Annotated in this window: 22 protein-coding genes; 10 read left to right on the forward strand and 12 right to left on the reverse strand. The window is 58.6% G+C overall.

The genetic code is table 11. From position 1 onward, the window contains the following. Positions 1 to 197: 197 nt before the first annotated feature. Positions 198 to 1,124 (reverse strand): 2-hydroxyacid dehydrogenase, encoded by a 927-nt coding sequence (locus tag AB7M32_RS18625; protein ID WP_454250889.1) that lies wholly within the window; start codon positions 1,122 to 1,124, stop codon positions 198 to 200. Between the two features lie 286 nt (positions 1,125 to 1,410). Here AB7M32_RS18625 and gabT point away from each other — a divergent pair, with 286 nt between their 5' ends. From gabT to AB7M32_RS18675, 10 genes are all read left to right on the forward strand, one after another. Continuing rightward, complete coding sequence (gene gabT, locus AB7M32_RS18630; RefSeq protein ID WP_454250890.1) at positions 1,411 to 2,703, forward strand: 4-aminobutyrate--2-oxoglutarate transaminase; 1,293 nt, start codon at positions 1,411 to 1,413, stop codon at positions 2,701 to 2,703. Between the two features lie 90 nt (positions 2,704 to 2,793). After that, positions 2,794 to 3,450 (forward strand): 2-haloalkanoic acid dehalogenase, encoded by a 657-nt coding sequence (locus AB7M32_RS18635; protein ID WP_454250891.1) that lies wholly within the window; start codon positions 2,794 to 2,796, stop codon positions 3,448 to 3,450. 46 nt (positions 3,451 to 3,496) lie between these two features. Beyond that, entirely contained in the window at positions 3,497 to 3,985 is a 489-nt protein-coding gene (locus tag AB7M32_RS18640; protein ID WP_008146530.1) for an Lrp/AsnC family transcriptional regulator, read from the forward strand. 295 nt (positions 3,986 to 4,280) lie between these two features. Beyond that, positions 4,281 to 5,312 (forward strand): phosphate ABC transporter substrate-binding protein PstS, encoded by a 1,032-nt coding sequence (pstS, locus tag AB7M32_RS18645; RefSeq protein ID WP_454250892.1) that lies wholly within the window; start codon positions 4,281 to 4,283, stop codon positions 5,310 to 5,312. Between the two features lie 72 nt (positions 5,313 to 5,384). Further along, positions 5,385 to 6,350 carry a phosphate ABC transporter permease subunit PstC gene (gene pstC / locus AB7M32_RS18650; protein ID WP_454250893.1) on the forward strand — a complete coding sequence of 322 codons (966 nt, stop codon included), beginning with the start codon at positions 5,385 to 5,387 and terminating at the stop codon, positions 6,348 to 6,350. After that, positions 6,350 to 7,261: a phosphate ABC transporter permease PstA gene (gene pstA / locus AB7M32_RS18655; RefSeq protein WP_060742349.1), complete on the forward strand. Its 912-nt coding sequence runs from the start codon at positions 6,350 to 6,352 to the stop codon at positions 7,259 to 7,261. The genes pstC and pstA overlap by 1 nt, the downstream gene beginning before the upstream one ends. Positions 7,262 to 7,336: 75 nt before the next feature. Continuing rightward, on the forward strand, positions 7,337 to 8,098 hold the full coding sequence (gene pstB, locus AB7M32_RS18660) for a phosphate ABC transporter ATP-binding protein PstB (RefSeq protein WP_025214260.1): 762 nt from the start codon (positions 7,337 to 7,339) through the stop codon (positions 8,096 to 8,098). 94 nt (positions 8,099 to 8,192) lie between these two features. Next, positions 8,193 to 8,891, forward strand: a complete 699-nt coding sequence (locus AB7M32_RS18665; protein WP_454250894.1) for a hypothetical protein — start codon at positions 8,193 to 8,195, stop codon at positions 8,889 to 8,891. Continuing rightward, positions 8,891 to 9,517 (forward strand): hypothetical protein, encoded by a 627-nt coding sequence (locus AB7M32_RS18670; protein WP_454250895.1) that lies wholly within the window; start codon positions 8,891 to 8,893, stop codon positions 9,515 to 9,517. Before AB7M32_RS18665 ends, AB7M32_RS18670 begins: the two co-directional genes overlap by 1 nt. Positions 9,518 to 9,731: 214 nt before the next feature. Continuing rightward, a complete protein-coding gene (locus AB7M32_RS18675) occupies positions 9,732 to 10,367 on the forward strand; it encodes a hypothetical protein (RefSeq protein ID WP_454250896.1) in 636 nt (211 codons plus the stop codon). A gap of 44 nt (positions 10,368 to 10,411) precedes the next feature. Here the strand turns inward: AB7M32_RS18675 and AB7M32_RS18680 are convergent, their stop codons facing one another. From AB7M32_RS18680 to AB7M32_RS18730, 11 genes are all read right to left on the reverse strand, one after another. Next, the gene (locus AB7M32_RS18680; RefSeq protein ID WP_454250897.1) at positions 10,412 to 10,957 is read right to left on the reverse strand and encodes a hypothetical protein; all 546 of its coding nucleotides are present in this window, start codon (positions 10,955 to 10,957) and stop codon (positions 10,412 to 10,414) included. A 163-nt stretch (positions 10,958 to 11,120) separates the two neighbouring features. Then, the gene (locus AB7M32_RS18685) at positions 11,121 to 11,810 is read right to left on the reverse strand and encodes a lipopolysaccharide kinase InaA family protein (RefSeq protein WP_454250898.1); all 690 of its coding nucleotides are present in this window, start codon (positions 11,808 to 11,810) and stop codon (positions 11,121 to 11,123) included. Further along, a complete protein-coding gene (locus AB7M32_RS18690) occupies positions 11,810 to 12,475 on the reverse strand; it encodes a class I SAM-dependent methyltransferase (protein ID WP_454250899.1) in 666 nt (221 codons plus the stop codon). The genes AB7M32_RS18685 and AB7M32_RS18690 overlap by 1 nt, the downstream gene beginning before the upstream one ends. A gap of 733 nt (positions 12,476 to 13,208) precedes the next feature. Beyond that, positions 13,209 to 14,585, reverse strand: coding sequence for an efflux transporter outer membrane subunit (locus AB7M32_RS18695; RefSeq protein ID WP_454250900.1), 1,377 nt, complete (start codon positions 14,583 to 14,585; stop codon positions 13,209 to 13,211). After that, positions 14,582 to 17,677: an efflux RND transporter permease subunit gene (locus AB7M32_RS18700; protein WP_454250901.1), complete on the reverse strand. Its 3,096-nt coding sequence runs from the start codon at positions 17,675 to 17,677 to the stop codon at positions 14,582 to 14,584. Before AB7M32_RS18700 ends, AB7M32_RS18695 begins: the two co-directional genes overlap by 4 nt. Beyond that, positions 17,677 to 18,858, reverse strand: coding sequence for an efflux RND transporter periplasmic adaptor subunit (locus tag AB7M32_RS18705; protein WP_454250902.1), 1,182 nt, complete (start codon positions 18,856 to 18,858; stop codon positions 17,677 to 17,679). The genes AB7M32_RS18700 and AB7M32_RS18705 overlap by 1 nt, the downstream gene beginning before the upstream one ends. A gap of 22 nt (positions 18,859 to 18,880) precedes the next feature. Continuing rightward, on the reverse strand, positions 18,881 to 19,375 hold the full coding sequence (locus AB7M32_RS18710) for a DoxX family protein (RefSeq protein WP_454250903.1): 495 nt from the start codon (positions 19,373 to 19,375) through the stop codon (positions 18,881 to 18,883). Between the two features lie 362 nt (positions 19,376 to 19,737). After that, positions 19,738 to 21,153, reverse strand: a complete 1,416-nt coding sequence (locus AB7M32_RS18715) for an ATP-binding protein (protein WP_454250904.1) — start codon at positions 21,151 to 21,153, stop codon at positions 19,738 to 19,740. Next, complete coding sequence (locus AB7M32_RS18720; protein ID WP_454252166.1) at positions 21,150 to 21,869, reverse strand: response regulator; 720 nt, start codon at positions 21,867 to 21,869, stop codon at positions 21,150 to 21,152. Before AB7M32_RS18720 ends, AB7M32_RS18715 begins: the two co-directional genes overlap by 4 nt. Before the next feature lie 195 nt (positions 21,870 to 22,064). Next, on the reverse strand, positions 22,065 to 23,207 hold the full coding sequence (locus AB7M32_RS18725) for a DUF3500 domain-containing protein (protein ID WP_454250905.1): 1,143 nt from the start codon (positions 23,205 to 23,207) through the stop codon (positions 22,065 to 22,067). Next, the gene (locus AB7M32_RS18730; RefSeq protein ID WP_454250906.1) at positions 23,204 to 23,521 is read right to left on the reverse strand and encodes a DUF3861 domain-containing protein; all 318 of its coding nucleotides are present in this window, start codon (positions 23,519 to 23,521) and stop codon (positions 23,204 to 23,206) included. The genes AB7M32_RS18725 and AB7M32_RS18730 overlap by 4 nt, the downstream gene beginning before the upstream one ends. Positions 23,522 to 23,607 lie beyond the last annotated feature (86 nt).

Consider the following 23,607-nt stretch of genomic DNA (forward strand, 5'->3'; position numbering starts at 1 on the left):
CGGTCGGATTTCTCCGCTGAAAGTGTTGGTATCTCACCTGCCGCCAGGCCTGACAAGAGCCGGAGATTGATTCGGTAGATTGCATAAGTTGCGGCTTCGCACGCCGCAGTTATTGCTCAAATCGGGAGCAGGCTCAGCAGCAAATATCAGCGGATTTTTTGTAGGTGCTTATCTCGTAGGTGCATGACAAGCGTGGGTCAATAACGTCGCTGAGGGTCAATCTGGCCGAGCATCGGTTCGCCGCGTTGATGGCGACGGATATTGTCCAGCAACACGCCAAAGGCGCTTTCGGGCTGGGTCATCGCCGCGATATGTGGTGTCAGCAATATTTGCGGATGCCGCCAGAACGGGTGATCCGGTGCTGCTGGTTCCTGTTGCAATACGTCGAGCACCGCGGCACTGAGCTGGCCGCTGGCTAGAGCCTCAAGCAGATCCTCTTCGATCAAGTGCCCCCCACGGCCCATGTTGACCAGGGCAGCCCCCTTGGGCAGATGTTGGAACAACTGGCGGTTAAGAATCCCTTTGGTCTGCTCGGTCAATGGTAAGACACACAGCACGATGTCGCATTGGCCGAGGAACGCCGGGAGCTGTTCGTCACCGGCAAAGCAATCCACCCCGGCGATGCGGTGTTCGCTGCGTGCCCAACCTGATAAGGCGAAGCCAAAGGTCTGCAAGGTGGCCAGGATCTGCTGGGCCTGCATGCCTAGCCCCATGACACCGACCCGACGCTGGGCCGCCGGCTGCAGCAAGTGAGCCTGCCAGCACCGGGCGACCTGTTGCTGGCGATAACGGAGCATGTCCCGGTGCAGGCTGAGCACGGCGAAACTGGCGTATTCGCACATGCCCCGGGTAATACCGGGGTCGAGTAACCGGACCACCGGCAGGGACGCGGGCAGGCGATCAAGGTCAAGCTGGTCGACCCCGGCCGATAAGGCAAACAGCACCTCCAGGTTTGGCAGCCGTGTTTCGAGGTCGTCCGGCGCCTGCCAGGCGGCGAGGTAGCGAATATCCTTCGGATCGCCGATGTCCGGCCAGGCACGCCATTCGATATCCGGTGCGTGCTCGGCGAATAGACGTCTCCATTGTTCGCCGCGTACCGGGTCGGCTTTATAAAGCAGGGCCATGGGTCACTTCTCATACTGGATAGGGAACCTCCAGCATGCCCGAGTGGCAAAGCAGGATGTATCAAAAGAGCCTGCGTAATCACACATCGCTGCGTTGTATAGGGCATCTGCCGGCAGATTCCATGGGGTTGGAGACGGCTGAAGGAATCTGCTGTTTGCCGGGGTGAAAACAGTCGATCCGAATTTCCCAGAGGCCAAGTTCGGCTTAGACAATTGCGTCGAACGCTTAACCTGTGGAACACATCGCAGCCGTTTCCCGGTTGCAAGGTTCACTGTGGGAGATGCCATGAACAGTAAAGTCGAAGAAACCCCAAGCTTGCTCCGTCAACGCGATCAATTCGTGCCCCGGGGTTTAGTCACCGCACATCCGCTGGTCATCGACCGGGCCCAGGGGGCTGAAGTGTGGGACGTGGACGGGGCGCGCTACCTGGACTTCGTCGGCGGCATTGGTGTCTTGAACATCGGGCACAATCACCCGAAGGTGATCGCGGCAGTGCAGGCCCAATTGCAAAAGGTCAGCCATGCTTGCTTCCAGGTGGTGGCCTACAAGCCCTATCTAGACCTGGTCAAGCGCCTGTGCGAGTTGGTGGGTGGTCAGCAAGCCTACAAGGCGGCGCTGTTCACCTCTGGCGCGGAGGCGGTGGAGAACGCGGTGAAGATCGCCCGCGCCCATACCAATCGTCCCGCCGTCATTTCCTTTCGTGGCGGTTTTCATGGGCGTACCTTGCTGGGTACGACGCTGACGGGCATGAGCCAGCCCTACAAGCAGAACTTCGGGCCCTTCGCGCCGGAGGTCTTCCATACCCCATACCCGAATGCCTATCGCGGTTTCAGCAGCGAGATGGCGTTGCAGGCCCTGAATGAGTTGCTGGCGACCCAAGTCGCTCCGGATCGGGTCGCGGCGATCATCATCGAGCCGGTGCAGGGCGACGGCGGTTTCCTTTCTGCGCCACCCGAGTTTCTCCAGGCGCTGCGGACCCTGACCGAGCAACACGGCATCGTACTCATCCTCGATGAAATCCAGACCGGCTTCGGCCGTACCGGCAAATGGTTCGGTTTTCAGCACGCCGGCATTCAGCCGGACCTGGTCACCGTCGCCAAGAGTCTGGCAGGTGGCTTGCCCATCTCGGGCGTGGTGGGGCGTGCGCACATCATGGACGCGCCACTGCCCGGTGGGCTCGGCGGCACCTACGGTGGAAACGCCTTGTCCTGTGCCGCCGCGCTGGCGGTGATCGACGCTTACGAACAGGAGCACTTGCTCGAGCGTGGCCAGGTCCTGGGCGATCGGCTGCGTCAGGGCCTGCTACGCTTGCAGGCGCGTCACCCGCGCATTGGTGACGTGCGCGGTACCGGCTTCATGCTGGCCATCGAATTGATCAAAGACGATGAGGCCCGCAGCCCCGATGCCGAACTCACCCAACAACTGATCGACCAGGCCAGGGTAGGCGGGCTGTTGGTGATCAAATGCGGGGTGTACCGAAATGTCCTGCGCTTCCTGGCGCCCCTGGTTACCGAAGAACGTCAGATCGACGAAGCACTGACCATCCTTGAAGCAGCATTGCTCCGCGTGTTGGATTAATCTCAGGTCTCGGTCGGCCCGCTGTAGCGATGTGCCGACCGGGGGCATTTAGAGCATATGGATCGATGAATGCATCATGGGAGGCGACACATGCACCTGACTGATTATCGTGCGCTGCTGATCGATTGCGACGACGTCCTGGTCGATCGGGATTCCGGTGTCTGGACGGCCCTGCAACCTTTGCTCGACAACCATCCGGGCACGCCAGGCAAAGAAGCAGTGCTGGCTGAGTTCGACGAGGCGATGCGCGGGCTCTATCCGCGGTTTTCCGAACTGGGCTTCAGTGGTTTGTTGTGCTTTGCCCATCGTCAACTGGCAGAGCGTCTGGGGCTCAAGGTCAGTTGGGAGGAGGGCATGAGCTTTGCCCGTTCGGCCTGCAACTGGTCGCTGTTCGAGGACGCGCCGGGTGCCATGTTGTACCTGCGAAAGTTCTACCGGCTTCTGGTGTACTGCGATCGTGATGCCGAGGATCGTGACCCGCTCTGCGAGCGCTTGGGGATTCCCCTCGAGGACCTGCATTCGCGCGCCAACAATCCATTGGAGGACGAGGCATGGTTGCTGGCGAACAAGCTCAAGCCTGAAAACATCATGCAGGTGTCCAGGCCGCCCGCGTCTCCGCCAAAGTCGGCGGGCTTGTGCCTGATCCGCCGTGGCCATGAGTCTGATAATCAAGAATATTCCGCCGATTTCTACATCACCAGCATGGCCGACCTCGTCGCTCAGCATCAGCTATCTTTGCGGCGTTGAATTTGCTAAAACCACTGTCAACCTGAAGACAACCGAGGGGTACCCGATGGAAGGTTTAATAAAACTAGACCGAATTGATATCAGTATCCTTGTTGAACTTCAAAAGGACGGTCGAATGACCAACGTCAGTCTCGCCGATGCCGTGGGCCTGTCATCCAGCCCGTGCCTGCAGCGGGTCAAGCGGCTTGAGTCGGCCGGTTATATTTCCGGCTACAGGGCTCATCTCAACCTGGCCAAGATCACTGACTCGGTCACGGTCTTCACTGAAATCACCCTCAGCGACCACAAGCGGGAAGACTTCGCCAAGTTCGAATCCAATATTCGCTTGGTCGATGAGGTACTGGAGTGCCATTTGATCAGCGGCGGTTACGATTACCTGGTGCGCTTCATGACGTGCAGCATCCAGCATTACCAGGAAGTGATCGAAGGGTTGCTGGACAAGAACATCGGCATTTCCAAGTACTTCAGCTACATCGTCATCAAATCCCCCGTGCTCAAGGATGGGGTTCCGCTGCGTAGGCTGCTGCGTCACTGATACGCCCCAGCGATAGCCGTCCATGACGGCAATCCCTCTAACGGGTCCTTACGACCTGCAAGCAGCCCCAGCGCCACCGGAGTCAATGCGCCTCGGCATTGCGATCCGATCAATCGGCGTGTGAATTCAACTTCCCAAGGTCCTGCGCAAACGCCGGGGGTGGGTGTGCGCGAGCTTTCACGTCGGTGCCGTGGCGCAAAACGGGGACATTTGTCCCTTTGCAATTCGATATTCATAAAACCGTAACACGACTGTTGCAGAGTTCCCCAGCCCGTCATCACAAGGAATTCTTTCAATGAAAAGTTTGATGAAGTCTGTTGCGCTCGCCGTTACGCTTTCTCTTGGTGCCACTTCGGCGTCGTTCGCTGCAGAAAGCGTCCGTCTGACGGGTTCTGGCGCGAGTTTCCCGGCGCCGATCTACCTGACCTGGTTCAAGGATTTCAGCAAGAAATCCGACGGTGTCACCGTGGATTACCAATCCAAGGGCAGCGGCGCGGGTGTACAGGACTTTCTGAATAAAACCGTTGATTTCGCCGCCAGTGACTCGGCAATGAAGGACGAAGATATCGCCAAGGTGGCCGAAGGCGTGCAGTTGCTGCCGATGACCGCCGGGGAAATCGTGCTGGCCTATAACCTGCCGGGCAATCCTAAAGGCCTTAAGTTGCCACGCGATGTGTACTCAAACATTTTCCTGGGCAAGATCACCCGCTGGAACGATCCAAAGATCGTGGCTGCCAACCCGGACCTGAAACTGTCCGATACCCCGATCACGGTGGTTGTACGTGCGGACTCCAGCGGTACGACCGCGGTATTCACCAAGCACCTGGCAACCATCAATCCGGAATTCAAGCAGGCGCTGGGGGAGGGCAACACCGTCAACTGGCCGGCCAGTGACAAGTTCATCAAGTCGCCGAAGAACGATGGTGTGACGGCTACCGTGCGCCAGACGCCGGGCGCGATTGGCTACATCGAATACGGCTTTGCCAAACTTGCCAAGGTTGACTTCGCCCAGTTGCAGAACAAGGCCGGCCAATACGTCGTGCCAAACGCCGAGAGCGGTGCCGAGGCCCTGGCAGCGGTGAAAATGCCAGAGAGCCTGGTGTCCTGGTTGCCTGATCCAGACGGCACCAAGTCCTACCCGATCACGTCCTACACCTGGATGATTTTCCGCAAGGACAACGGCAATCCGGCCAAGGCCAAAGCCATGCGTGAAATGGTCGAATACAGCCTGACCGAAGGGCAGAAGATTGCCGACTCGATGGGGTATATCCCGTTACCGCAGTCGGTTGTCGACCAGGTTCGCAAAGCGTCTGCCAACATTCAGTAACGCATGAGGCCTCTCTCGGCGTGTGCTGTCAGCCATGCCGGGAGAGCTTTCCCCCTGCTCCGGACTTACCCAATGAACAAACCCTTTGTCGTACCGGTGAATCCAGACTCCGCCTGCCAGCCACCGTCCGCGAAGGACTTTCTGGTTGATCGCACCTTTCGTGCGCTTGCGCGTATTGGGGTGGTCCTGGTGCTGGCGCTAGTATTTGCCCTCGTATTCGAAGTGGGACGCAAAGCCCTGCCTGGCATGGAAAAGCACGGATTCGATGTGCTCCTCGGCACCGTCTGGGACGTTAACCAGGGCAAATACGGCATCCTGCCGGCAATCTGGGGCACGCTCTACAGTGCCTTCATCGCATTGCTGATCGCGGGCTTTTTCGGCGTCAGCATGGCGATTTTCCTGACCCAGGACTTCCTGCCTCCCAAGCTCGCCGCCATTTTCCGAACCATTGTCGAATTACTCGCGGCCATCCCCAGCGTCGTCTACGGCCTGTGGGGGATCTACGTGGTGATCCCGGCGATTCGGCCACTGACCACCTGGTTGAACAGCGAACTCGGCTGGGTGCCATTTTTCGGCACATCCTTGAGCGGGCCGGGGCTGCTTCCTGCCGCGTTGGTGCTCGCCATCATGATTCTTCCAACCATTGCCGCTGTTTCGCAGGATGCGCTCACGGGCGTACCGATGAAAACCAAGCAGGCCGCCTACGGCATGGGGACCACCCACTGGGAAGCGATTCTCAAGGTGATGGTGCCGTCGGCCGCCACGGGCATTTTCGGTTCTCTGGTACTTGGCCTGGGACGCGCGTTGGGTGAAACGATGGCACTGGCCATGCTGGTAGGCAACGCGAATAACATTTCCCTTTCGCTGTTCGCACCGGCCAACACCCTGGCGGCCTTGCTGGCCCTGAACTTCCCCGAAGCCGGGCCGAACGAGATCGAGGTGTTGATGTATGCCGCACTGGTGCTGATGTTGATCACGTTGATCGTGAACGTCTTCGGCTCCTTGATCATGATGTACGCCCAACGGGGTAATAAGTGATGACCGACCTGACTGCTGCAACAGACTTGACGGCTCCAGCAGGCGCGATGCCCAGCCTGCAGCGCAAGTTCGAGGGCCGCGCCCTGCGCAGCCTGATCTTGACCACCCTGGTCTGGGGCGGGGCGCTGCTGGCCAGCGTACCGTTGATTTCCGTGCTCTACATGCTGATCACCCGCGGTGGTGCTCGGCTGAACCTGGAAGTGTTCACCGAACTGCCGCCGACTGGCTTCGAGATGGGCGGGGGCTTCGGCAACGCAATGGCAGGTACCTTTGTGATGGTGGGTATCGCGGCGGCAATCGCGGTGCCGGTCGGCATCATGGCGGCGATTTTCCTGGCTGAACTGGGGCCGGACAGCAAGCTGGCGAACGCGGCGCGCTTTGCCGCCAAGATGCTCACGGGGCTGCCTTCGATTCTGGCCGGGGTGTTTGCTTATGCCCTGGTGGTGATGACCACCGGCACTTATTCGGCACCGGCCGGTGGCGTAGCGCTGGCAGTCCTGATGCTGCCTATCGTCGTGCTGACGGCGGAAGAGTCGATGCGGATGGTGCCCAAGATCATGAAGGATGCCGCCTATGGCATGGGCTGCACTCGCTCGCAGGTGATCTGGAAAATCGTCTTGCCCACCGGCATGCCGGCGATCCTGACCGGCGTCATGCTGGCGGTGGCACGGGCGGCGGGCGAAACAGCGCCGCTGTTGTTTACCGCATTGTTCAGCAACTACTGGATCTACCACCAAGGCAGCCTCGAGGTCATGAACCCGACGGCATCGCTTGCCGTGCTGATCTACAACTTCTCCGGCATGCCTTTCGACAACCAGCTCGAGCTCGCATGGGCGGCCTCACTGGTGCTGGTGATGATCGTGCTGGTCGTAAATATCATCAGCCGTATCTTCGGCAAGCCCAAGTATTAAGAACGGGAGCATCTGATCTTGAACGTATCCACTGCGCAAATAGCCGCTCCGTTTGTCACCCAGGCGCCTGTAGTCATGGACTGCAAACTGGACAAGATTTTCTACGGCAACTTCATGGCGGTACGTGACAGCCATGTACCGATCGAGAAAAACAAGATCACCGGTTTCATCGGGCCATCCGGCTGCGGCAAGAGTACCGTGCTGCGCAGCCTCAACCGGATGAACGACCTAGTGAAGGGTTTCCGTTTCGAGGGCCACGTGCATTTCCTTGGGCAGGATGTCTATGGCAAGGGCGTTGATCCGGTGGTCGTGCGCCGTTACATCGGGATGGTGTTCCAGCAACCGAACCCGTTCTCGATGAGCATCTTCGACAACGTCGCGTTTGGCCTGCGCCTCAACCGCTACAAAGGCGATATAGGCGATCGGGTCAAGCATGCGCTGCAAGGCGCCGCCCTCTGGGATGAAGTCAAGGACAAGCTCAAGGTCAGCGGCCTGTCGCTCTCCGGCGGCCAGCAACAACGACTGTGCATCGCCCGCGCCATCGCCACCGAGCCGGAAGTCCTGCTGCTGGATGAACCCTGTTCGGCACTCGACCCGATCGCTACCCGGCGGGTCGAGGAGTTGATGGTCGAGTTGAAGAAGGATTACACCATCGCGCTGGTCACCCACAACATGCAGCAAGCCATCCGTGTCGCTGACACGACGGCGTTCTTCTCGGTGGATATTTCCCAGGGGACGCGCACCGGCTATCTGGTTGAAATGGGCCCAACGACGCAGATTTTCGACAACCCACGTGAACAGATGACCGGCGATTACATCAGCGGCAAGTTCAGCTAAGCCACACATCCGGTCAAGGCCGCATACCTGCAGAAGCCAAATGGATTTGGCGGGCATCCGGTAGACATTTACCAAGCGTTTCCAAGGAGCACCAATGCCTGCTACGCATCGCCTTGATTTGCCTGCGATTGAACATGCACTGCGCGAAGTGCAGAACCGCTTCGCCGAACTCAGCCGGCACTTCACGGAGCCACGCGACCCCTTGACTGACGAAGTGCTGCACAACGTGCTTGAAGGCTACGCGCTGATTGACGACTATGTTGCTCGCGGCGTCGATCTGTTTGACCTTCAACACCTGAACCTGATGCTCGAGATCAACGCCACGGTGCTTTGTGGACGAGACCCGACGCGCCGCGTGGAATACGCCCAGCACCTGGCCGCGACCGAGGCGCATTTCTTCAACAACGTTGAGGGAGGCATCAAGGACTTGTTCAATTGGTATTGCGCGTACCGCAGCGAATCCGTCTGGAAGCGTGCGGCTGGCGTCTATGTCCGCATTCTCAGCAAGCCGCAGTTGTTCATTGAAGGGAACAACCGCAGTGGCTCGCTCATCGTCAGCTACCTGCTCATGCGCGCGGGCTTGCCGCCTTTCGTGTTGACGCTGGAAAACGCCAAGGGCTACTTCAACCCGTCATCGGTTATACGCAACTCTGCCAAACATGGAGTCAAGGCGTTGTACGAACTGCCCAAGATCAAGAAAAAATACGCAGCCTTCCTGGAAGAACAAGCGCCTGACCCGATGAAGTTTTTTCTCAAGGGCAAGTCTTTGCCCATCTCTCAGGGTGGCCATTGATGAGCGGGAATTCAGCGCTCGCCAAATGCAGAGCCTTCGGCAGCCGGGCAGGGCAGGCCATCCGCTGGGCCATCCCGATGCAGATGCCCAGGCGGCAGCGCATACGCATTTCGTTTGATATCGATGACACGCTCGCCTGCCAACTCCACCACTGCGAAGTCGAACAAAGCCGATTGCCGGCCTGTATTCATCGCTGGCTGGGTGAGCCGTTGCGCAGGGGGACACGCTCCCTGATCCGAGAGCTGCGCCGCCAGGATTGCAGCATCTGGGTCTATACATCGTCCGGTCGCACGCCGTCCTACATCCGGCGTTGGCTGTTGCTCTACGGCATCCGCGTCGACGGCGTGGTCAACAGCGTGCTGCACAATCAAGCGCTAACGGTCCATGGGCTGTCGAATGCACCCTCGAAATATCCGCCGGCGTTCGATATCGACTTGCACGTCGATGATTCCGAGGGCGTGCAGATTGAAGGTGATGACCATGGCTTTCGCGTTGTCGTGGTGCACCCGGAAGATGAGGGCTGGGCGCATAAAGTGCTGGAGGCGGTCGCCATTGTTCAGGCGCAGCTGGCTTGGCAGCAGATGCCTGTCCAACGACCTTCGTTACGTCGGGTGCCGACTGTTTAGCGGGTGATTGCGAGCCGCATCCCTTTCGCAGGTCGAACGCGCTCGGTATCCCTCAGTGTCCTGACGCAGTCGCTCCAGCTCATCCCTCAGCCTCGTCAATGGAAAAACGGGAGCGAGGGCAGGGAATGATGGCCTTTTGATTTTAAGCGGATGTCGCTAGAATCCGTCCCCCCTCTCTGTGAGCGGCATCAATACATTAAGCAAGGAAGTCGATATGCAATTTGGAAAAGCCATAGGCCTTGCCTTGGCCTTGAGCCTCAGTGGATGCGCCAGTTTCACCAAAGATGAAGTCGCACCCGTGAATCTGCCTTCGATGGCCAGCTATTCGAACAAGCCGAACGTCTATGTCGACTTCGATTTCTATCAGGGCGAGCCCGACAATGCCAAAGCCACCGAGGTGCCCCAGGCTCGTGACATGCTCAAGCCCGACCTGAAGCGAACCTTCGATGAATCAGGGCTTTTCGGGCGCGTAGTGTTCGACGAGTTCCAGAAGCAACCCGGCGACTACAGCCTTCGCCTGAAGGTCTACAACCATGCGCCAGGCGGTGGGCAAATGGTCTTGGCGTTCATCAGTGGCCTCACGTTCACGATCATTCCTGCGCTGGCAACCGACCAGTACACCATGAGCCTGGAAACCTTGGACAATCAGGGCCAGCCGTTGGGCAAGACCAGCAATCATGACGCGGTCAACACTTGGATGGGTATCTGGTTCCTGCCGCTGGCGGGTAACACGCCCAAGGCTGCCATCACTGACACCTTCAATCGCCAGGTCAATGCGCTGCTGAAAAACTGGGTCGACAACAACCGCATGAAATATTCCGCTGTCGATACTCACATCCCACGGGGTTGAGACCGATAGAAAAAGAGCCGCAGTCGCGGCTCTTTTTTTTTTGATCACTTCAACGCTTGAGTGAACTGTGGGTCGTTGTACAAGCTCTTGAGCAGATCTTGCAGCATAGGGTTGTAGTTGTTAGCCGCCGCCGGAATGGCAATCGGACCGAAGAAGCTACTGTCCCACTCACGCTGCACGTCTTTAGTGGTTTCGTACAGGACCTGATCACCTTTACGCAGGGTGAAGCGTGCAGCCAGTTCGCCGTGCCCAGTGCCCACGCCGGCGGTGAGCTGGCTCTTGATCAACTGAACCTGCAACTGCCGGTCAGCACGAGCATCCAACAGACCAGCCTGACGGAGCTCATCGTTGATCGCGGCCTGGATGTGCAGTGGAACGCTGCCCACGGGCGAAGAAATCGGGTTCAGGCGCACCATCAGCGACCCTTGGCCCGTATCCGCATTCACCTGCGTCTCGCGCAAGGACTGCATGGGCTCATTTTTCTTGAGCTGCTGAACGTTCTGGAAATTGGGTTCATAGCGGGTCATGGTCACGCCGCAGCCCTGGAGCAGCAATGCGCAGAACGGTAGAGCCAGGTAGAGCTTCTTCACAGCAAATCCTTATGTGCTTTTTTAGAAGGCGTGATTATCGACTGATAGCCCTGAGCCATCAAGGGTAGGGAAAGGTTAATGACGTACTTGAACATCGTGTGAACGGATCAGTCATTCACATGCCCCGATAACTGCTGTTCACCGAAAGGTCGATAGAGCCGGTCTACTCGCGAACCGCAGTCGGGAAAACGCTTCGATAGCCCTCGAGAAAGGACTGCCATTGCGACTCTGTCCATGATGAGCGGCGTTTCACCTGGCGCAAGTCATGTCTGGCCGCCCGTTTCGCGCTGATGCGCTGGCGGGCCTTTTCCATATCGATCAAGGCAATATCGATCCCACGGCGATCGACTCGAATGAACACATGTTTCAGGTACAGGCAGCCATGTTGCCAACGGCCTGCATTCAATCTGGCCAGGCTGCTGCCATACCTGCGTAAGATCTCGCAGTGAAGGGGTTCTCCCCAGCGCTCATGTTCACCTTGAGCGTAACAATCCTCCAGGCTGCTATAGCCATGCAGCGCTTCAGTGACCAGTAATGCCAGCCAACGCTTATTCTGTTTTCGACATCCTGCATAAACTACGCGAGGTACCCGAACCCCCAGTTTTCGAGCCTGTAAGAGTGCGTTGTATTCACGCATTGCAGTTGGATAGCCGAACGGATGGTGCCAGTCGTAGTAGAGGTGCTCAACTTGCTGCTTTCGATAATAAAGTTGATGCTCACTTGTTGATACGCGCTGCACGCCACTTTCCCCGCCACGACGAAGATTAGGCGCTTCAACCCAAGTGCCAGGCATCTGCAGCCATAGGTCCATATCAGCTTTATCGAACGAACCGACTGCCGAGCTGGTCGCCATTATTTGACCGCTCTTAGTACATATACCCGCCACATATGGAGCAGGGGAATGAAGTCAATATGGTTTTCCACGGTAAATCCAGCTTGGCGAAACTCATCTTCAATGACTTCAGTCGGAATGACGAAGCGATTTTGATAGGCGTGCTGGATTCGGTTGGCTTCGGCTCTTTTGCGTTTCCAGGCTTTGAAGTTTCCATCCACCCAGAGTGAAATGATGACGCTGTCACGCGTCACCCTACAGAACTCCTTGAGCATGGCAAGACGATCGGCGGGCAGACCGATATGATGGATCAGGCGCATTGAAAAGATACTGTCGACGGACTTGTCCGGAAGCGTTATTTCGAAGGCAGAGGTATGCAGAGGGCTGACGCGCTTGACCACCTCGGCGGGTTGCGCGTTGCAGGCTACCGCCAGCATGTCCAACGAGTTGTCGGCGCCGATGACGGAGCGATTGCTTTTTTCCGCAAGCATTGGCCAGAACCGTCCGGCACCGCATGGCAGGTCAAGAATCAGGTTTGGTTGATTGGCAAGCTGCAGTGCTTTGCGGGCTATTTGCACTTCACGCCAATGCGATAATTTGCGAGAAAATCCGGTTCGATGCTTTCTGAGATAACGCTCGGCATGTTCGCGATTGTATTTCTCGGAAAATTCATGTCGTTCAGTCATGCGTTGTTCTCATATGAGTGCGTCAGAAGAAAATCGGATGATGGGAGGCTTGTATCAAGTCCACAGCATGGATTCTGAAAGAGCCGAGGAACGAAATAAATTCTGCTCCCTGCAAAGTCTATTCAGCTTTAAATAACAATCCGTTACACCAAAGAATAATGCAATGAAAAATAGCCATACCTTATCAAAGTGTATGGGTTTTGCCGATTTATTACATCTTGCGACAATCTTGACGATTATTGACATAGCTGTGAGTCAAGGCCGGACGGATTATTGCTGCAGACATGGTTTGGCATAAACACTCATTTACTGTTCAGGGCTGAACCGTCGGAAGTTTTTGCGGCGGCAAGACTGACCTTGCCAGTAATTTTGCAATACACGAGCCTGAATGGAGCCACTCATGAGATTAAGAAACCTGATTGTCTTAATTGCCTGCGAGATTGCCCTCGACCCAATGTGTACGGTGCATGCCGCGAATGAATGGCGGTCATGGGGTTGGCTTGCGCATCGGTATGAGCTGCTGCATTGGTGACAACACCGGCAGAAAACGCCATGGCCAGCAGCGGCCGACTGGAGCGAAGATGATTCGACAGGCTAATGAAAACCGACTTTTCCCTTCATGGATTACGAACAGGTGCCGGCGGCTCCCGGAAGCCCTATGCATTCGATAGGGCTGCTAACGGTATTCGGCGCGCGTGGAAACAAATATGCCGTGCCGTTGCTGCTGAAATCTCTATAGCGTTGCAACAGACGCCCCCGGTGGGGCGATACCCAAGGTGCGGTTGATCTCGACCCAGCGCAGCGCCACGTCCGCTCTGGCCTGTACCTGGCTGCGCTGCACCTCGAACAGGCTGCGTTCGGCATCCAGTACTTCCAGCATGGAAACCGTGCCGGCGGCATATTGCTGCTTGGCAAGGTCGACAGCGCGTACGGCAGCAGCCGTCGCCTGGTCGAGATTGCCCTGTCGCTCGATACCCTGGTTGTAAGCCTGGAACGCGGTGTGTACCTCTCGTAACGCCTGCAGCAGGCTCGACTTGTAGGCGAGTCTGGCCTGTTCGTGTCGGGCATCGCCGGCTTCGATGCGTGAGCTGATGCGGCCGAAGTCGAACAACGGCTGAAACAGTTGACTGCTCAGCGCCCAGGTCGAAGCGCCAGCGCCTTGCTCGAAACCGGACAGCAGCCCCAATGTCAGTTGCGGGTAACGCGCTGCCTTTTCCGCTGCCAGAAACTCACCGGCTGCCTGCAAGCGTTGCTCGGCTGCTCGCACATCCGGCCGCTCGCGCAGTACCTCCACAGGCACCGAGGACAACAAAAGGGCGGAGGGGGATGGTGGTACTGCCGCAGGATCCTCACCCGCCAACAGCCGATCGACCACGGGCTGCTCACTGGCCAGCAGGTAAGCGAGGTTGTAGCGAGCGGTCTGCGCCTGTTGCCGAGCGACCGGTACCTCGGCCAGGGTGACAGCCACTTGGGACTCGATGCGCTCCAGATCCAGACGGTTGCTGGTGCCCTGTTCCAGGCGAGCCCGGGTGACATCCGCGGTTTGTTTCTGGGCGGCGCTGGCCTCGCTGGCAATCTGTTCCACTCGCCGCGCCAGACGGTATTGCAAGTAATTGTTGGCCACCTCGGCCATCAGGCTGATCCGCAGGCTCAGGTAGTCCTGTTGCGTGGCCTTCAACTGCGCATCGGCTTCATTACGCAGGGCCTTGAGACGACCAAACAGATCCACCTCCCAACTCAGGTCCAGGCCGTAGAAGTAGTCCTCATTGGTGCCGTTCAGTGCTGTGCGCGAGCGATCGTAGTTCGCCGCCAGGCCAATGTCAGGATACCGTTGGGCCGCGGCCAGGCGTCGCTGAGCCCGGACCTTCCGTACTCGTTCCACGGCGCTGGCCAGATCCAGGTTGTTGCGTAACGCCGACTCCATGAGGCCATTGAGTGCAGGATCGTTGAAACCTTCCCACCAGCGCGGCGCCTGAGTGGCAAGAGAGGGCGCGAGGTCTTGGCCATGCGCCTGGTTACCTGTCGTCGGGGATCCCTCCTGCACGAGGTTGCTGCACCCTGCCAGCGCGGACAACAGGGCCAAGGTCATGAGCGAGGTTCGGTTCATCATGCGCTGTGCTCCAGGCCGGCAACCGGCTGACCTTTGCGTCGGTGGAACAGATTGTCGAGTGCCAGGAACACCACCGGTGTGGTGAGCAGCGTCAACACCTGGCTGAGCATCAGGCCTCCGACGATTGCAACCCCGAGCGGCTCACGCAACTCGGCGCCGGTACCGAAGGCCATCATCAGCGGCACGGCACCCAGCAGGGCTGCCAGGGTTGTCATGAGAATCGGCCGCAAGCGCGCCAGGCATGCTTGATGGATGGCGTCTCGGGCGGACAGGTTGCGTTCACGCTGGGCGTGGATAGCGAAATCAATCAGCAGGATGCCGTTTTTCTTGACGATGCCGATCAACAGGATCAAGCCGATCAGGGCCATGATCGAAAAGTCCAACTGCCAGGCCCACAGCAGCAGGATGGCGCCGATACCTGCCGACGGCAGGGTCGAAAGAATAGTCAGCGGATGCACCAGGCTTTCATAGAGAACGCCAAGGATGATGTAGACCGCCACCAGCGCGGCCAGAATCAGAAACGGTTGGCTGGCCAGGGACGACTGGAACGCCTGGGCCGCCCCCTGAAAGGTACCGCTCACCGAGGTCGGCGTGCCGATGTCCCGTTCTATGGCCTGCAGTGCGCTCACCGCCTGGCCCAGGGCAACGCCGGGAGCGAGATTGAAAGACAGGTTGGCCGCCGGCAGCATGCCATTGTGGTTGATCACCACCGGACCACTTGCCGGTGGCTCGATCCGGGCAAATGTCAGGAGCGGTACCATCTGGCCGGTCTGCGGCGAACGCAGGTGGAAGTAGCTAAGGCTTTCGGCATTGCCACGCTGTGCCGTACTCAGTTCGAGCACCACCTGGTACTGGTTGACCTCGGTCTGGTACTCGCTGATCTGCCGTTGACCGAAGGCATCGTAAAGCGCGTTGTCCAGGTCCTGGGCGGTGAAGCCATAGCGTGCAGCCTCATCACGGTCCAGGGTGATGCGAGTGATGTTGGCATCCAGTTGCAGGTCATGCGAAACATCGCGAAACAGTGGGTTTGCCCGAAGGCGATCGGCCAGGGCGGTAGCCCAGGTCGCCAGTTCGGCACTGCTCTGCGCGCGCAATACATATTGATACTGGGCCCGGGGCTGGCCAGCACTGAGGTTGATGTCCTGCACGGCGCGCAGGAACACCTGGATCCCGGGAACCTGTGCCAGTTGTGGACGTAACCGATCAATGACCTGGCTGACCGTCGCGTCACGCTCCCCGGGATCGTTCAATACCAGCCAGACCCGGCCATTGCCGATCGAGTCCGTAGTGCTGCCGCCGATGGCGTGGTTATAGCTGATGACCGCCGGATCCTTGCTGAAGACCGCTTCCAGTTGTTTGTGCTTTTCGACCATCTCATCGTAGGAGATATCGGCAGATGCCTGGGTGAAGCCCTGGATGAAGGCAGTGTCCTGCAGAGGGAAGAAGCCTTTTGGGATCATGATAAAACTGGCCACGCTGAGCGCCACACTGGTGAAAAACACGCCGAGCATGATGCGCTGGTGCCCAAGTGCCCAACTCAAGGCGCGATCATAGACCTTGAGCAAGCTGGCGAAGAAACCTTTGTCGGGCTCGTCGTGATGATTGGGGGCTTTCATGAACAGAGAGGCCAGGGTAGGGGCCAGAGTCAGGCAGACCAGGACTGAAATCACGATGGCAGCAGTGGCGGTCAAGGCGAATTCGCGGAACAACCGTCCAATCACGCCGCCCATGAAGAGCAGGGGAGTAAAGGCGGCGATCAGCGACACGCTGATGGACACCACGGTGAAGCCGATTTCACTGATGCCCTTGAGCGCCGCGGTACGCTTGTTCTCGCCCAGTTCCAAGTGACGGTGGATGTTTTCGATCACCACGATGGCATCGTCGACGATGAAACCGACTGCAATCACGATGGCTACCAGCGTCAAGTTGTTCAGACTGAACCCGGCCAGGTACATCACCGCGCACGTCGACACCAGAGAGACACCAAGCACGGTGGTGACGATTAATGTGGCCGACCACTGCCGCAGGAACAGCGCCATCACCCCTATGACCAAGACGATCGCAATGCCCAGCGTCAACTCCACTTCATGCAAGGAGGAGCGAATGGTACGGGTGCGGTCGTTCAGCACTTCGACCGTCATGTCCGCCGGCAAGGATGCCTTGAGGCGGGGAAGGGCTTGCAGGATGCGATCCGCGGTGGCAACGATATTGGCTCCCGGCTGACGCCGGATCACCAGGGCCACGCCGGATTCGCCATTGGGCCAGCTTTGCGTGTAGTCGTCCTCCGACCCGAGAGTAACCCGAGCCAGGTCGCGCACCCGCACGGCCGATCCATTGCGATAAGTGACAATGACATCGTCATATTCCCGGGGCTCGAACAGTTGATCATTGACCTCCAGGTTGGAAACTCGGTGTCCACCGAACAGGGCGCCCTTGGGCAGGTTGACGCTGGCCCTCTGCACCGCCGAGCGGATGTCCGCCAGTGTTACCCCCGCCGCGGCGAGGACTTCCGGGCGGGCCTGGATACGGATCGCCGGACGACGTTCGCCCACTACGTTGATCAGCCCCACCCCCTCGAGTTGACTGAGCTGACGCGAGAGCACGGTATCGGCCAGGTCGCTGACCTCGATCAGCGACAGGTTGGCCGAATAGGCGCTGAGGATCAGGATCGGACTGTCAGCTGGATTGACCTTGCGCCACACCGGCAAGCTCGGCATGTCGCTGGGCAAACGCGCCGACGCCGTATTGATCGCCGCCTGGACTTCCTGGGCGGCGGCGTCGATGCTTTTATCCAGCGTGAACTGCAGCGTCAGGGTCAACATGCTCAACGAGCTAGCCGAGGTCATCTCGGTAATACCGGGGATCGAGCTCAGTTCAACTTCCAACGGCGTCGCCACTGAGGAGGCCATGGTCTCGGCACTGGCACCCGGCAGTGTTGCAATGATCTGGATCGTCGGAAAATCAACTTCCGGCAGTGGTGCAATGGACAGACGCGGATAGGCAATCACGCCGAGCAACACCAAGGCGAAGCTCAACAGGATGGTGCCGATGGGATGATCCATACACCAGGTGTAGACATTGCGGCTGGCCATTACAAGACACCTCCGCTGGCGACAGTGGAGTGAACCGCATCGTCAGGCTCGAGTATGTGCACCTCGGTTCCGGGGCGCAGCCGCGAGTAGCCATCGTCGACGATCCGGTCACCCGCTGCGATGCCCTCGACCACTGCGATCTCCGCGTTTGCATAGGTGACCCGCACCGGTTGTGGGGATGCCTTGCCGTCCCGGACGCGCCAGACAAAGGTGGATTGCGCACCTTGGCGCAAGGCGCGCTGTGGCACCGCCAGCGCGTTGTTCAAGGTCGCTGCCTGAAGGTTGACCACCACCGATTGGTCCGGCCACAGACGCCCCTGTGTGTTGGCGAAATCGCCTTTGATCCGTACCGTCCCTGTGGCGTCGGAAACCCGGTTGTCGATCAGGCCCAGGCGACCCTCGCCCAGAAGCGCACCACCGTCGCCCGAATAAGCGCGCAGGATCACCGGTGCTTGTCCCGAGCCAGCAACCAGTGCCTGCAACTGTGGCAGGAGTGTCTGGGGAAGGGCAGCCTCGATACTGATCGGATCCAGTTGCACCACGGAGAACAATGCCTGCGCGTCACTCGCCCGGACGTAGCTGCCTTGATGGAAGTTACGGATACCGACCCGACCATCGGTAGGGGACAGAATCCGCGTGTAAGACAGTTGCACCTGGTTGGCGGAGACAGTCGCCTGTTGACTCTGCACCGTTGCTTGCAGTTGGGCGACAAGTGCCTGCTGCTGGTCGAGGGTCTGTGCGGAAACCGCTTGGGTCGTGGCTAGGGCCCGATAGCGCTTGAGGTCAACGGATGCCGAAGCCAGCTGGGCCTGGGCCACGGCCAGTTGGGCCTTGGCTTGCTCCAAGGCGGCGACTATGGCGCGATCATCAATCCGAGCCAGAAGATCGCCACGCTTGACCCGTTGCCCCTCTTTGACAGGCAACTCTAGCAATAAGCCGTCGACCTGCGAGCGAATTTCCACGCTGTGCAAGGAGCGTACGTTGCCGATCGCGTGAATCAACACCGGGACGTCTTGATGTTGTACCTCGATCGCACTGACCGGTACGGACGGCGGGGTCGTGGTCACGGCTGCCGCGGACTGACCCGGCCACAACCAGTAAGTCCAGCCACCCAGGGTCAACAGGCTGCCGACTGTCAGAGACACACTGAAAAAGGTCCTGGATATCTTGGATTGCGACATGACGGCAACTTCCCTAAAGGATTTAAAGTTCCCGCCCGAGCAGGCGGTCCAGTGAGTGGCGGCCGGCGCCCCTGAAGGCGATGTAGATGAAGAGAAACGCCATCAGGACCGGGTACTCGATGCCGCGATCGATCCAGGGCCAGGTTGGACCAAGGATGTAGGCGATTGCCGCCATCTGCAGGGCCATGGCCACCGCAAGCACCCGGGTTGCCAGCCCCAGCGCCAGTAACAATCCGCCGAGCCCTTCAAGCCAGGCGACGAACAGGCCGAAGAGTTCGGGCGCAGGAAGATGCAAGATGTTTTCGATCAAGCGGATCGAACCCGCCATAGGGTCGGCCATGGAGCCGTGTGAGGTTCCCAACAGCTTGGGCAGGCCATGGGTCAGCATGACGATGCCCAGGCATAACCTCAGCAACGCGTAGGCGAGGGGTTCGCCCCATTGATAAAAAGGGCCCAGGGCCGGGATCAGCAGCTTCGGTTGCAGTTCTGCATCTGAGGAGTGAGGAGTCGATTTCATCTGAGGTGTCCTGGCATTGTTCAATGGGGGCGGTGCAAGTGCGTCGAATCGCTGTTACAACGAAGCGCGCACCGACCCGGTATTGTGGGGCGCTGTTTGCCAGTGGATAAATCCGCATAAGCTGCCATTACTATTCATCTCGGATAAACAATCGCTGATGGGCAGACACACCTGCTCCAGAAGGCCTGCCGACAAGGTCGACAGCCAGGTGGCGAGTCCTGATCCAGAGCTTGCCCAGCGCTTGTATGCAGACTTTGTCGAGAGGAGGGCGCTTTGTCGCAAAATGTCGGGAAGGGGGCTCGGGTGACATTTTGCGCAAGCGTTGAGGCATTGCTCCGTGCTTCGAGCAAAGAAAAAGGGGGTTAACGGGTCAGTGGAAGATTGATCAGGGCACGCATGCCCACATCCAGATTGTTCAAGCTGATATCACCTCCATGGTGACGCACTATGGCCCGGGCGATGGACAGGCCCAGGCCAATACCTCCCGTATCGCGACTGCGGGAATCCTCCAGCCGGAAGAACGGGGCGAACACCTGTTCCCGGGCATGGTTTGGGATACCGGGCCCGTCGTCCTCGATGATGATGTCGATACCTTCCATGGCGTGGTGGATACTGACCCGAGCCTGTTCGCCATACCTGACGGCATTTTCGATGAGGTTACGCATCGCTCTGCGCAGTGCGTCGGGTCGGCAGCGGTAGATGATCTTCGGACCGCCCATATAGCTGACCCGCATACCCAGCTCCGCAAGGTCATCACACAGGCTTTCAACCAGCGCCGAAACATCTACCGCACGGGTCGCCTCAACCGTCGCTTCTTCACGTGCATAGGCGATGGCAGCCTCGGTCATGCTGCGGATCTCCTCGATGGTCGCGAGCATTTTCTCCTGGACCTCGGGGTCGGTGACGAACTCCGCGCGCAAGCGCAGTGATGTGATCGGTGTGCGCAAATCGTGACCGATGGCCGCCAGCATCCGGGTCCGGTCGTCAACGAAGCGTTGGATACGTGCCTGCATGCGGTTAAAGGCTTCTACCGTTTGCCGGATATCATCGGGGCCCGACTCCGGCAGATACGGAACTGATTCGCCGCGTCCCAACAGCTCGGCCGCCGCCGCCAGGTGTCGCATCGGACGGGTAATGCCCCGCGCGACCACAATCGCGATCAGGGAAAGTGCAAGTGCGGTGATCGCCAATGACAACAACGATTGCAGGGTCAGCGGTGAATTGCGTATCGATTTGGCATACACCGCATTCAGCCAGACTTCGTCGGCGAGCCGTACGGCCAGCCCTGATCCGTTCGCGGTCTCCAGGGGCAGGTACAAGGTAGGGCGGGAAAGCGGCCAGGAGGTGGAGGGCAGTTGGCTCCAGATCGAGCCGGACTCGATCCCCTCGGAAGGCACTGCGGTCAGTTTTGTTAATGCCTCCTGTTCATCGGCATCCCCTGGCGGCGCCGTGCGGTTGGGTAATGGCTTGAGCAATTGCGCACGTGCGTCCTGCCACCAAGACGAGGCGTCCCTGGGGGCTTCGGTCGAGACCCAGAACCGGCTGTAGTTGGTCCCGCTGACATTCAGAATATCGCTGTGTAACGCCGACGGAGTGCTCTCCAGCAGGAGTGTCAGTGAGGCGGTGCGGCTGAAAAATTCGCTTTTGATAGCACTACGCAGTGCCTGCCCACGCTCATCCCAGGAGATCAGGAAACCCGCGCCCTGGGACAGCGCCAGGGCCAGCAATAACAACAGGATGAAACGCGCAGCGAGGCTGCGTTGCCAGATACCCATCATGCCCGCTCGATCTGGGCCGTGAAGCTGTAGCCTCCGCCCCAGTGTGTTTTAATCAAGGCCGGGTTGCGCGGATCGACTTCGATTTTCTTGCGCAAACGGCTGACCTGGTTATCGATGCTTCGGTCAAAGTAGTCCGAGGTACGGCCAACAGTCAGATCCAGCAACTGGTCGCGACTGAGCACAATGCCCGAGTGATCGAGGAACACATTCAGCAGCCGAAACTCTGCGGTGCTTAAAGGAATGGCGACACCGTCGGCGCCGAGCAACTCCCGGCGGCCAACATTGAGCACCCAATGATCGAAGCGCAGCACCTTCGACTTGGAGATACCGCGCTGCGGAGGCAGGCTGTTGACCCTGCGCAGAACGGCTTTGATTCGTGCCAGCAACTCTCTAGGGTTGAAGGGCTTGGAGAGGTAATCGTCCGCTCCCAGTTCCAAACCGATGATTCGGTCCAGCTCTTCTGTCATCGCGGTGAGGAAGATGATCGGGATGTCGGTGCTGCTACGCAGTTGGCGGCAGACGGTCAACCCGTCTTCTCCAGGCATCATGACGTCGAGAATAATCAGGTCCGGTGAACTGCGTTCCATCAACCTTCGCAGCGCCGTCGAACTTTCAGCCATGCTGATCCGGTAACCATGTTGCCCGAGGTACTTGCCGACCAGATCGCGGATATCGCGATGGTCGTCGACAACAATGATGTGGGGGGACGACTCCATCGGAAACTCCATGTGCCATAAACCGTTCAGGCCGGATATGCGCAGATTTTTGAGTATTTCGCGCACCTGGGAAAGTCCCCGGACCGGCAGGTTTCCAACTATTTCTTATCAATCTGTGCCCGTTGAGCTGTATGTGATATTTCGCGACAAACGGCTAGGCAACGGGCATCGACTGCCCTTGGAAAGTGACCTCTTTCAGTGCGGATGCTGCTCCAGGTGCTGGCGCAACAGACTCTGGCCGTAGTCGTTGCCATTGGGTGTGCGCACTACCGCATGTACATGCTGATGATCGGTGAATGTGCCGTGGATCTCGTCGAACTCGATGAGAATCACAGGGCTGAAAATCCGATAGTAGATTCGACCATCATCGCGCTCCCGGGCGACAAACCATGTGTCGTCGAGATGCGCCCGGACCTCATCCATGGCAATGTCCGCGTGGCCTTCACGCAAATTGCCGACAAAGTTTTCGATCAAGGCGGCCAGCGCCTGGCGCTGGCTGCCCTGCAACTCATTGCCGCGTATGCCTTCTTGTGGAACCTTGGCATTGTCGTTGCCCGCTCCCGAGATGAACGACTGCCAACCGCGCAGGCGGGCCTTCTTGGCCTGCTCCGGGTTCAGAGAGGCGAGAAAGTCCATGGCCCCGCTACGTTCAACCTGTAGCACGGACAATCCTTGGTAACGTGGCGGTAGTGCCGCGTCAGGCGGACTGTACATGGGCTCTGAGCCCCAGAAAGTCGGACTCATCACCACTTGATCGCCGAGAATGAAGTAGTTGATGACCAGATGGTGTCCTTCGAACTGAAACCCCCAGGGTTCGTTATCCGAAGGACGGCCGAACAGCGCCAAGTAATACTCGTCCTCGTTGAAACTGCGGGTGTCGCCAGTGATGACGCCCAGCACGTGGTTCAACTTGATGATGTCCTCGCTGAGTTTCAGTCCCTTGGCGCTGAGCGACTGGCGCAGCAACTCAAAGACATCGGCGCGGCTGGTCGCAGACAGATCCCCCAGGCGTAGGCCAAGGCGCTCATTGGAGCGGTGGAAGTTGCTCCATACCCGCCATTGTTCACTGTCCACCGCGAAGCTCGCCTGCTGTCTCTGTGTCGCACTCAAGCCATCCAGCAGATGGGTGGTGGCCTCGGCGATCGCTTGCGTACTGACGCCTGTGGATTTGCGTTTGTGCAGCGACGGATCCACGCGTTCGTCGTAAGCGATACCCCTGTAGGGTTCGATCGCCGAAGAGACCGGGCTGGCCAGGAACAAAAAGGCTGTGACGGGGGAAAGTATCGTTCCGCCCAGCCGACGTAGATGCCTGCCTTGTTCCGCTAGAAAACGCTTCATGACTGCGTCGCTCCAGACGTCGGACCAACCGCTGACACTCGCTGCTTGAACTTGCGAATGAACGTGCGCATGGCCGGGTCGATATCCGCGAACAACGGATCGTAACGGTTTGCCAGCATCACCGCGCTGAACAGTTTCACCCCGATTACCAGCGCGGCGGTCGAGGCAGGTGCATAGCTCAGACCAGCCTGGACCAGCTCAACGATATGCAACACGTCGTCATGGTTGACGAATTCGAACTGCAGGGCAGGGGGGGCGCCCTCGCTCTGCTCATCCAATGACTGGATACTGATTTGATAATGGTTGGCCTTCATCGCTGCCTCTCACAAGACGGATTCGAAACGACATATGTGCCGCCATGGCACGCCTCGGGCGAAACCACCGGAGCCACGAAAGTAAT

The organism is Pseudomonas sp. R151218B TE3479 (assembly GCF_053629195.1).

Bases quoted from the DNA above. Each gene is read 5' to 3' on its own strand.
- AB7M32_RS18665 (WP_454250894.1), top strand. From the start codon at position 8,193: ATGCCTGCTACGCATCGCCTTGATTTGCCTGCGATTGAACATGCACTG.
- AB7M32_RS18670 (WP_454250895.1), top strand. From the start codon at position 8,891: ATGAGCGGGAATTCAGCGCTCGCCAAATGCAGAGCCTTCGGCAGCCGG.
- AB7M32_RS18700 (WP_454250901.1), bottom strand. From the start codon at position 17,677: ATGGCCAGCCGCAATGTCTACACCTGGTGTATGGATCATCCCATCGGC.
- AB7M32_RS18710 (WP_454250903.1), bottom strand. From the start codon at position 19,375: ATGAAATCGACTCCTCACTCCTCAGATGCAGAACTGCAACCGAAGCTG.
- AB7M32_RS18675 (WP_454250896.1), top strand. From the start codon at position 9,732: ATGCAATTTGGAAAAGCCATAGGCCTTGCCTTGGCCTTGAGCCTCAGT.
- AB7M32_RS18730 (WP_454250906.1), bottom strand. From the start codon at position 23,521: ATGAAGGCCAACCATTATCAAATCAGTATCCAGTCATTGGATGAGCAG.
- gabT (WP_454250890.1), top strand. From the start codon at position 1,411: ATGAACAGTAAAGTCGAAGAAACCCCAAGCTTGCTCCGTCAACGCGAT.
- pstS (WP_454250892.1), top strand. From the start codon at position 4,281: ATGAAAAGTTTGATGAAGTCTGTTGCGCTCGCCGTTACGCTTTCTCTT.
- AB7M32_RS18635 (WP_454250891.1), top strand. From the start codon at position 2,794: ATGCACCTGACTGATTATCGTGCGCTGCTGATCGATTGCGACGACGTC.
- AB7M32_RS18705 (WP_454250902.1), bottom strand. From the start codon at position 18,858: ATGTCGCAATCCAAGATATCCAGGACCTTTTTCAGTGTGTCTCTGACA.
- AB7M32_RS18685 (WP_454250898.1), bottom strand. From the start codon at position 11,810: ATGGCGACCAGCTCGGCAGTCGGTTCGTTCGATAAAGCTGATATGGAC.
- AB7M32_RS18625 (WP_454250889.1), bottom strand. From the start codon at position 1,124: ATGGCCCTGCTTTATAAAGCCGACCCGGTACGCGGCGAACAATGGAGA.
- AB7M32_RS18695 (WP_454250900.1), bottom strand. From the start codon at position 14,585: ATGATGAACCGAACCTCGCTCATGACCTTGGCCCTGTTGTCCGCGCTG.
- AB7M32_RS18725 (WP_454250905.1), bottom strand. From the start codon at position 23,207: ATGAAGCGTTTTCTAGCGGAACAAGGCAGGCATCTACGTCGGCTGGGC.
- AB7M32_RS18720 (WP_454252166.1), bottom strand. From the start codon at position 21,869: ATGGAGTCGTCCCCCCACATCATTGTTGTCGACGACCATCGCGATATC.
- pstA (WP_060742349.1), top strand. From the start codon at position 6,350: ATGACCGACCTGACTGCTGCAACAGACTTGACGGCTCCAGCAGGCGCG.
- AB7M32_RS18690 (WP_454250899.1), bottom strand. From the start codon at position 12,475: ATGACTGAACGACATGAATTTTCCGAGAAATACAATCGCGAACATGCC.
- AB7M32_RS18640 (WP_008146530.1), top strand. From the start codon at position 3,497: ATGGAAGGTTTAATAAAACTAGACCGAATTGATATCAGTATCCTTGTT.
- pstC (WP_454250893.1), top strand. From the start codon at position 5,385: ATGAACAAACCCTTTGTCGTACCGGTGAATCCAGACTCCGCCTGCCAG.
- pstB (WP_025214260.1), top strand. From the start codon at position 7,337: ATGGACTGCAAACTGGACAAGATTTTCTACGGCAACTTCATGGCGGTA.
- AB7M32_RS18715 (WP_454250904.1), bottom strand. From the start codon at position 21,153: ATGATGGGTATCTGGCAACGCAGCCTCGCTGCGCGTTTCATCCTGTTG.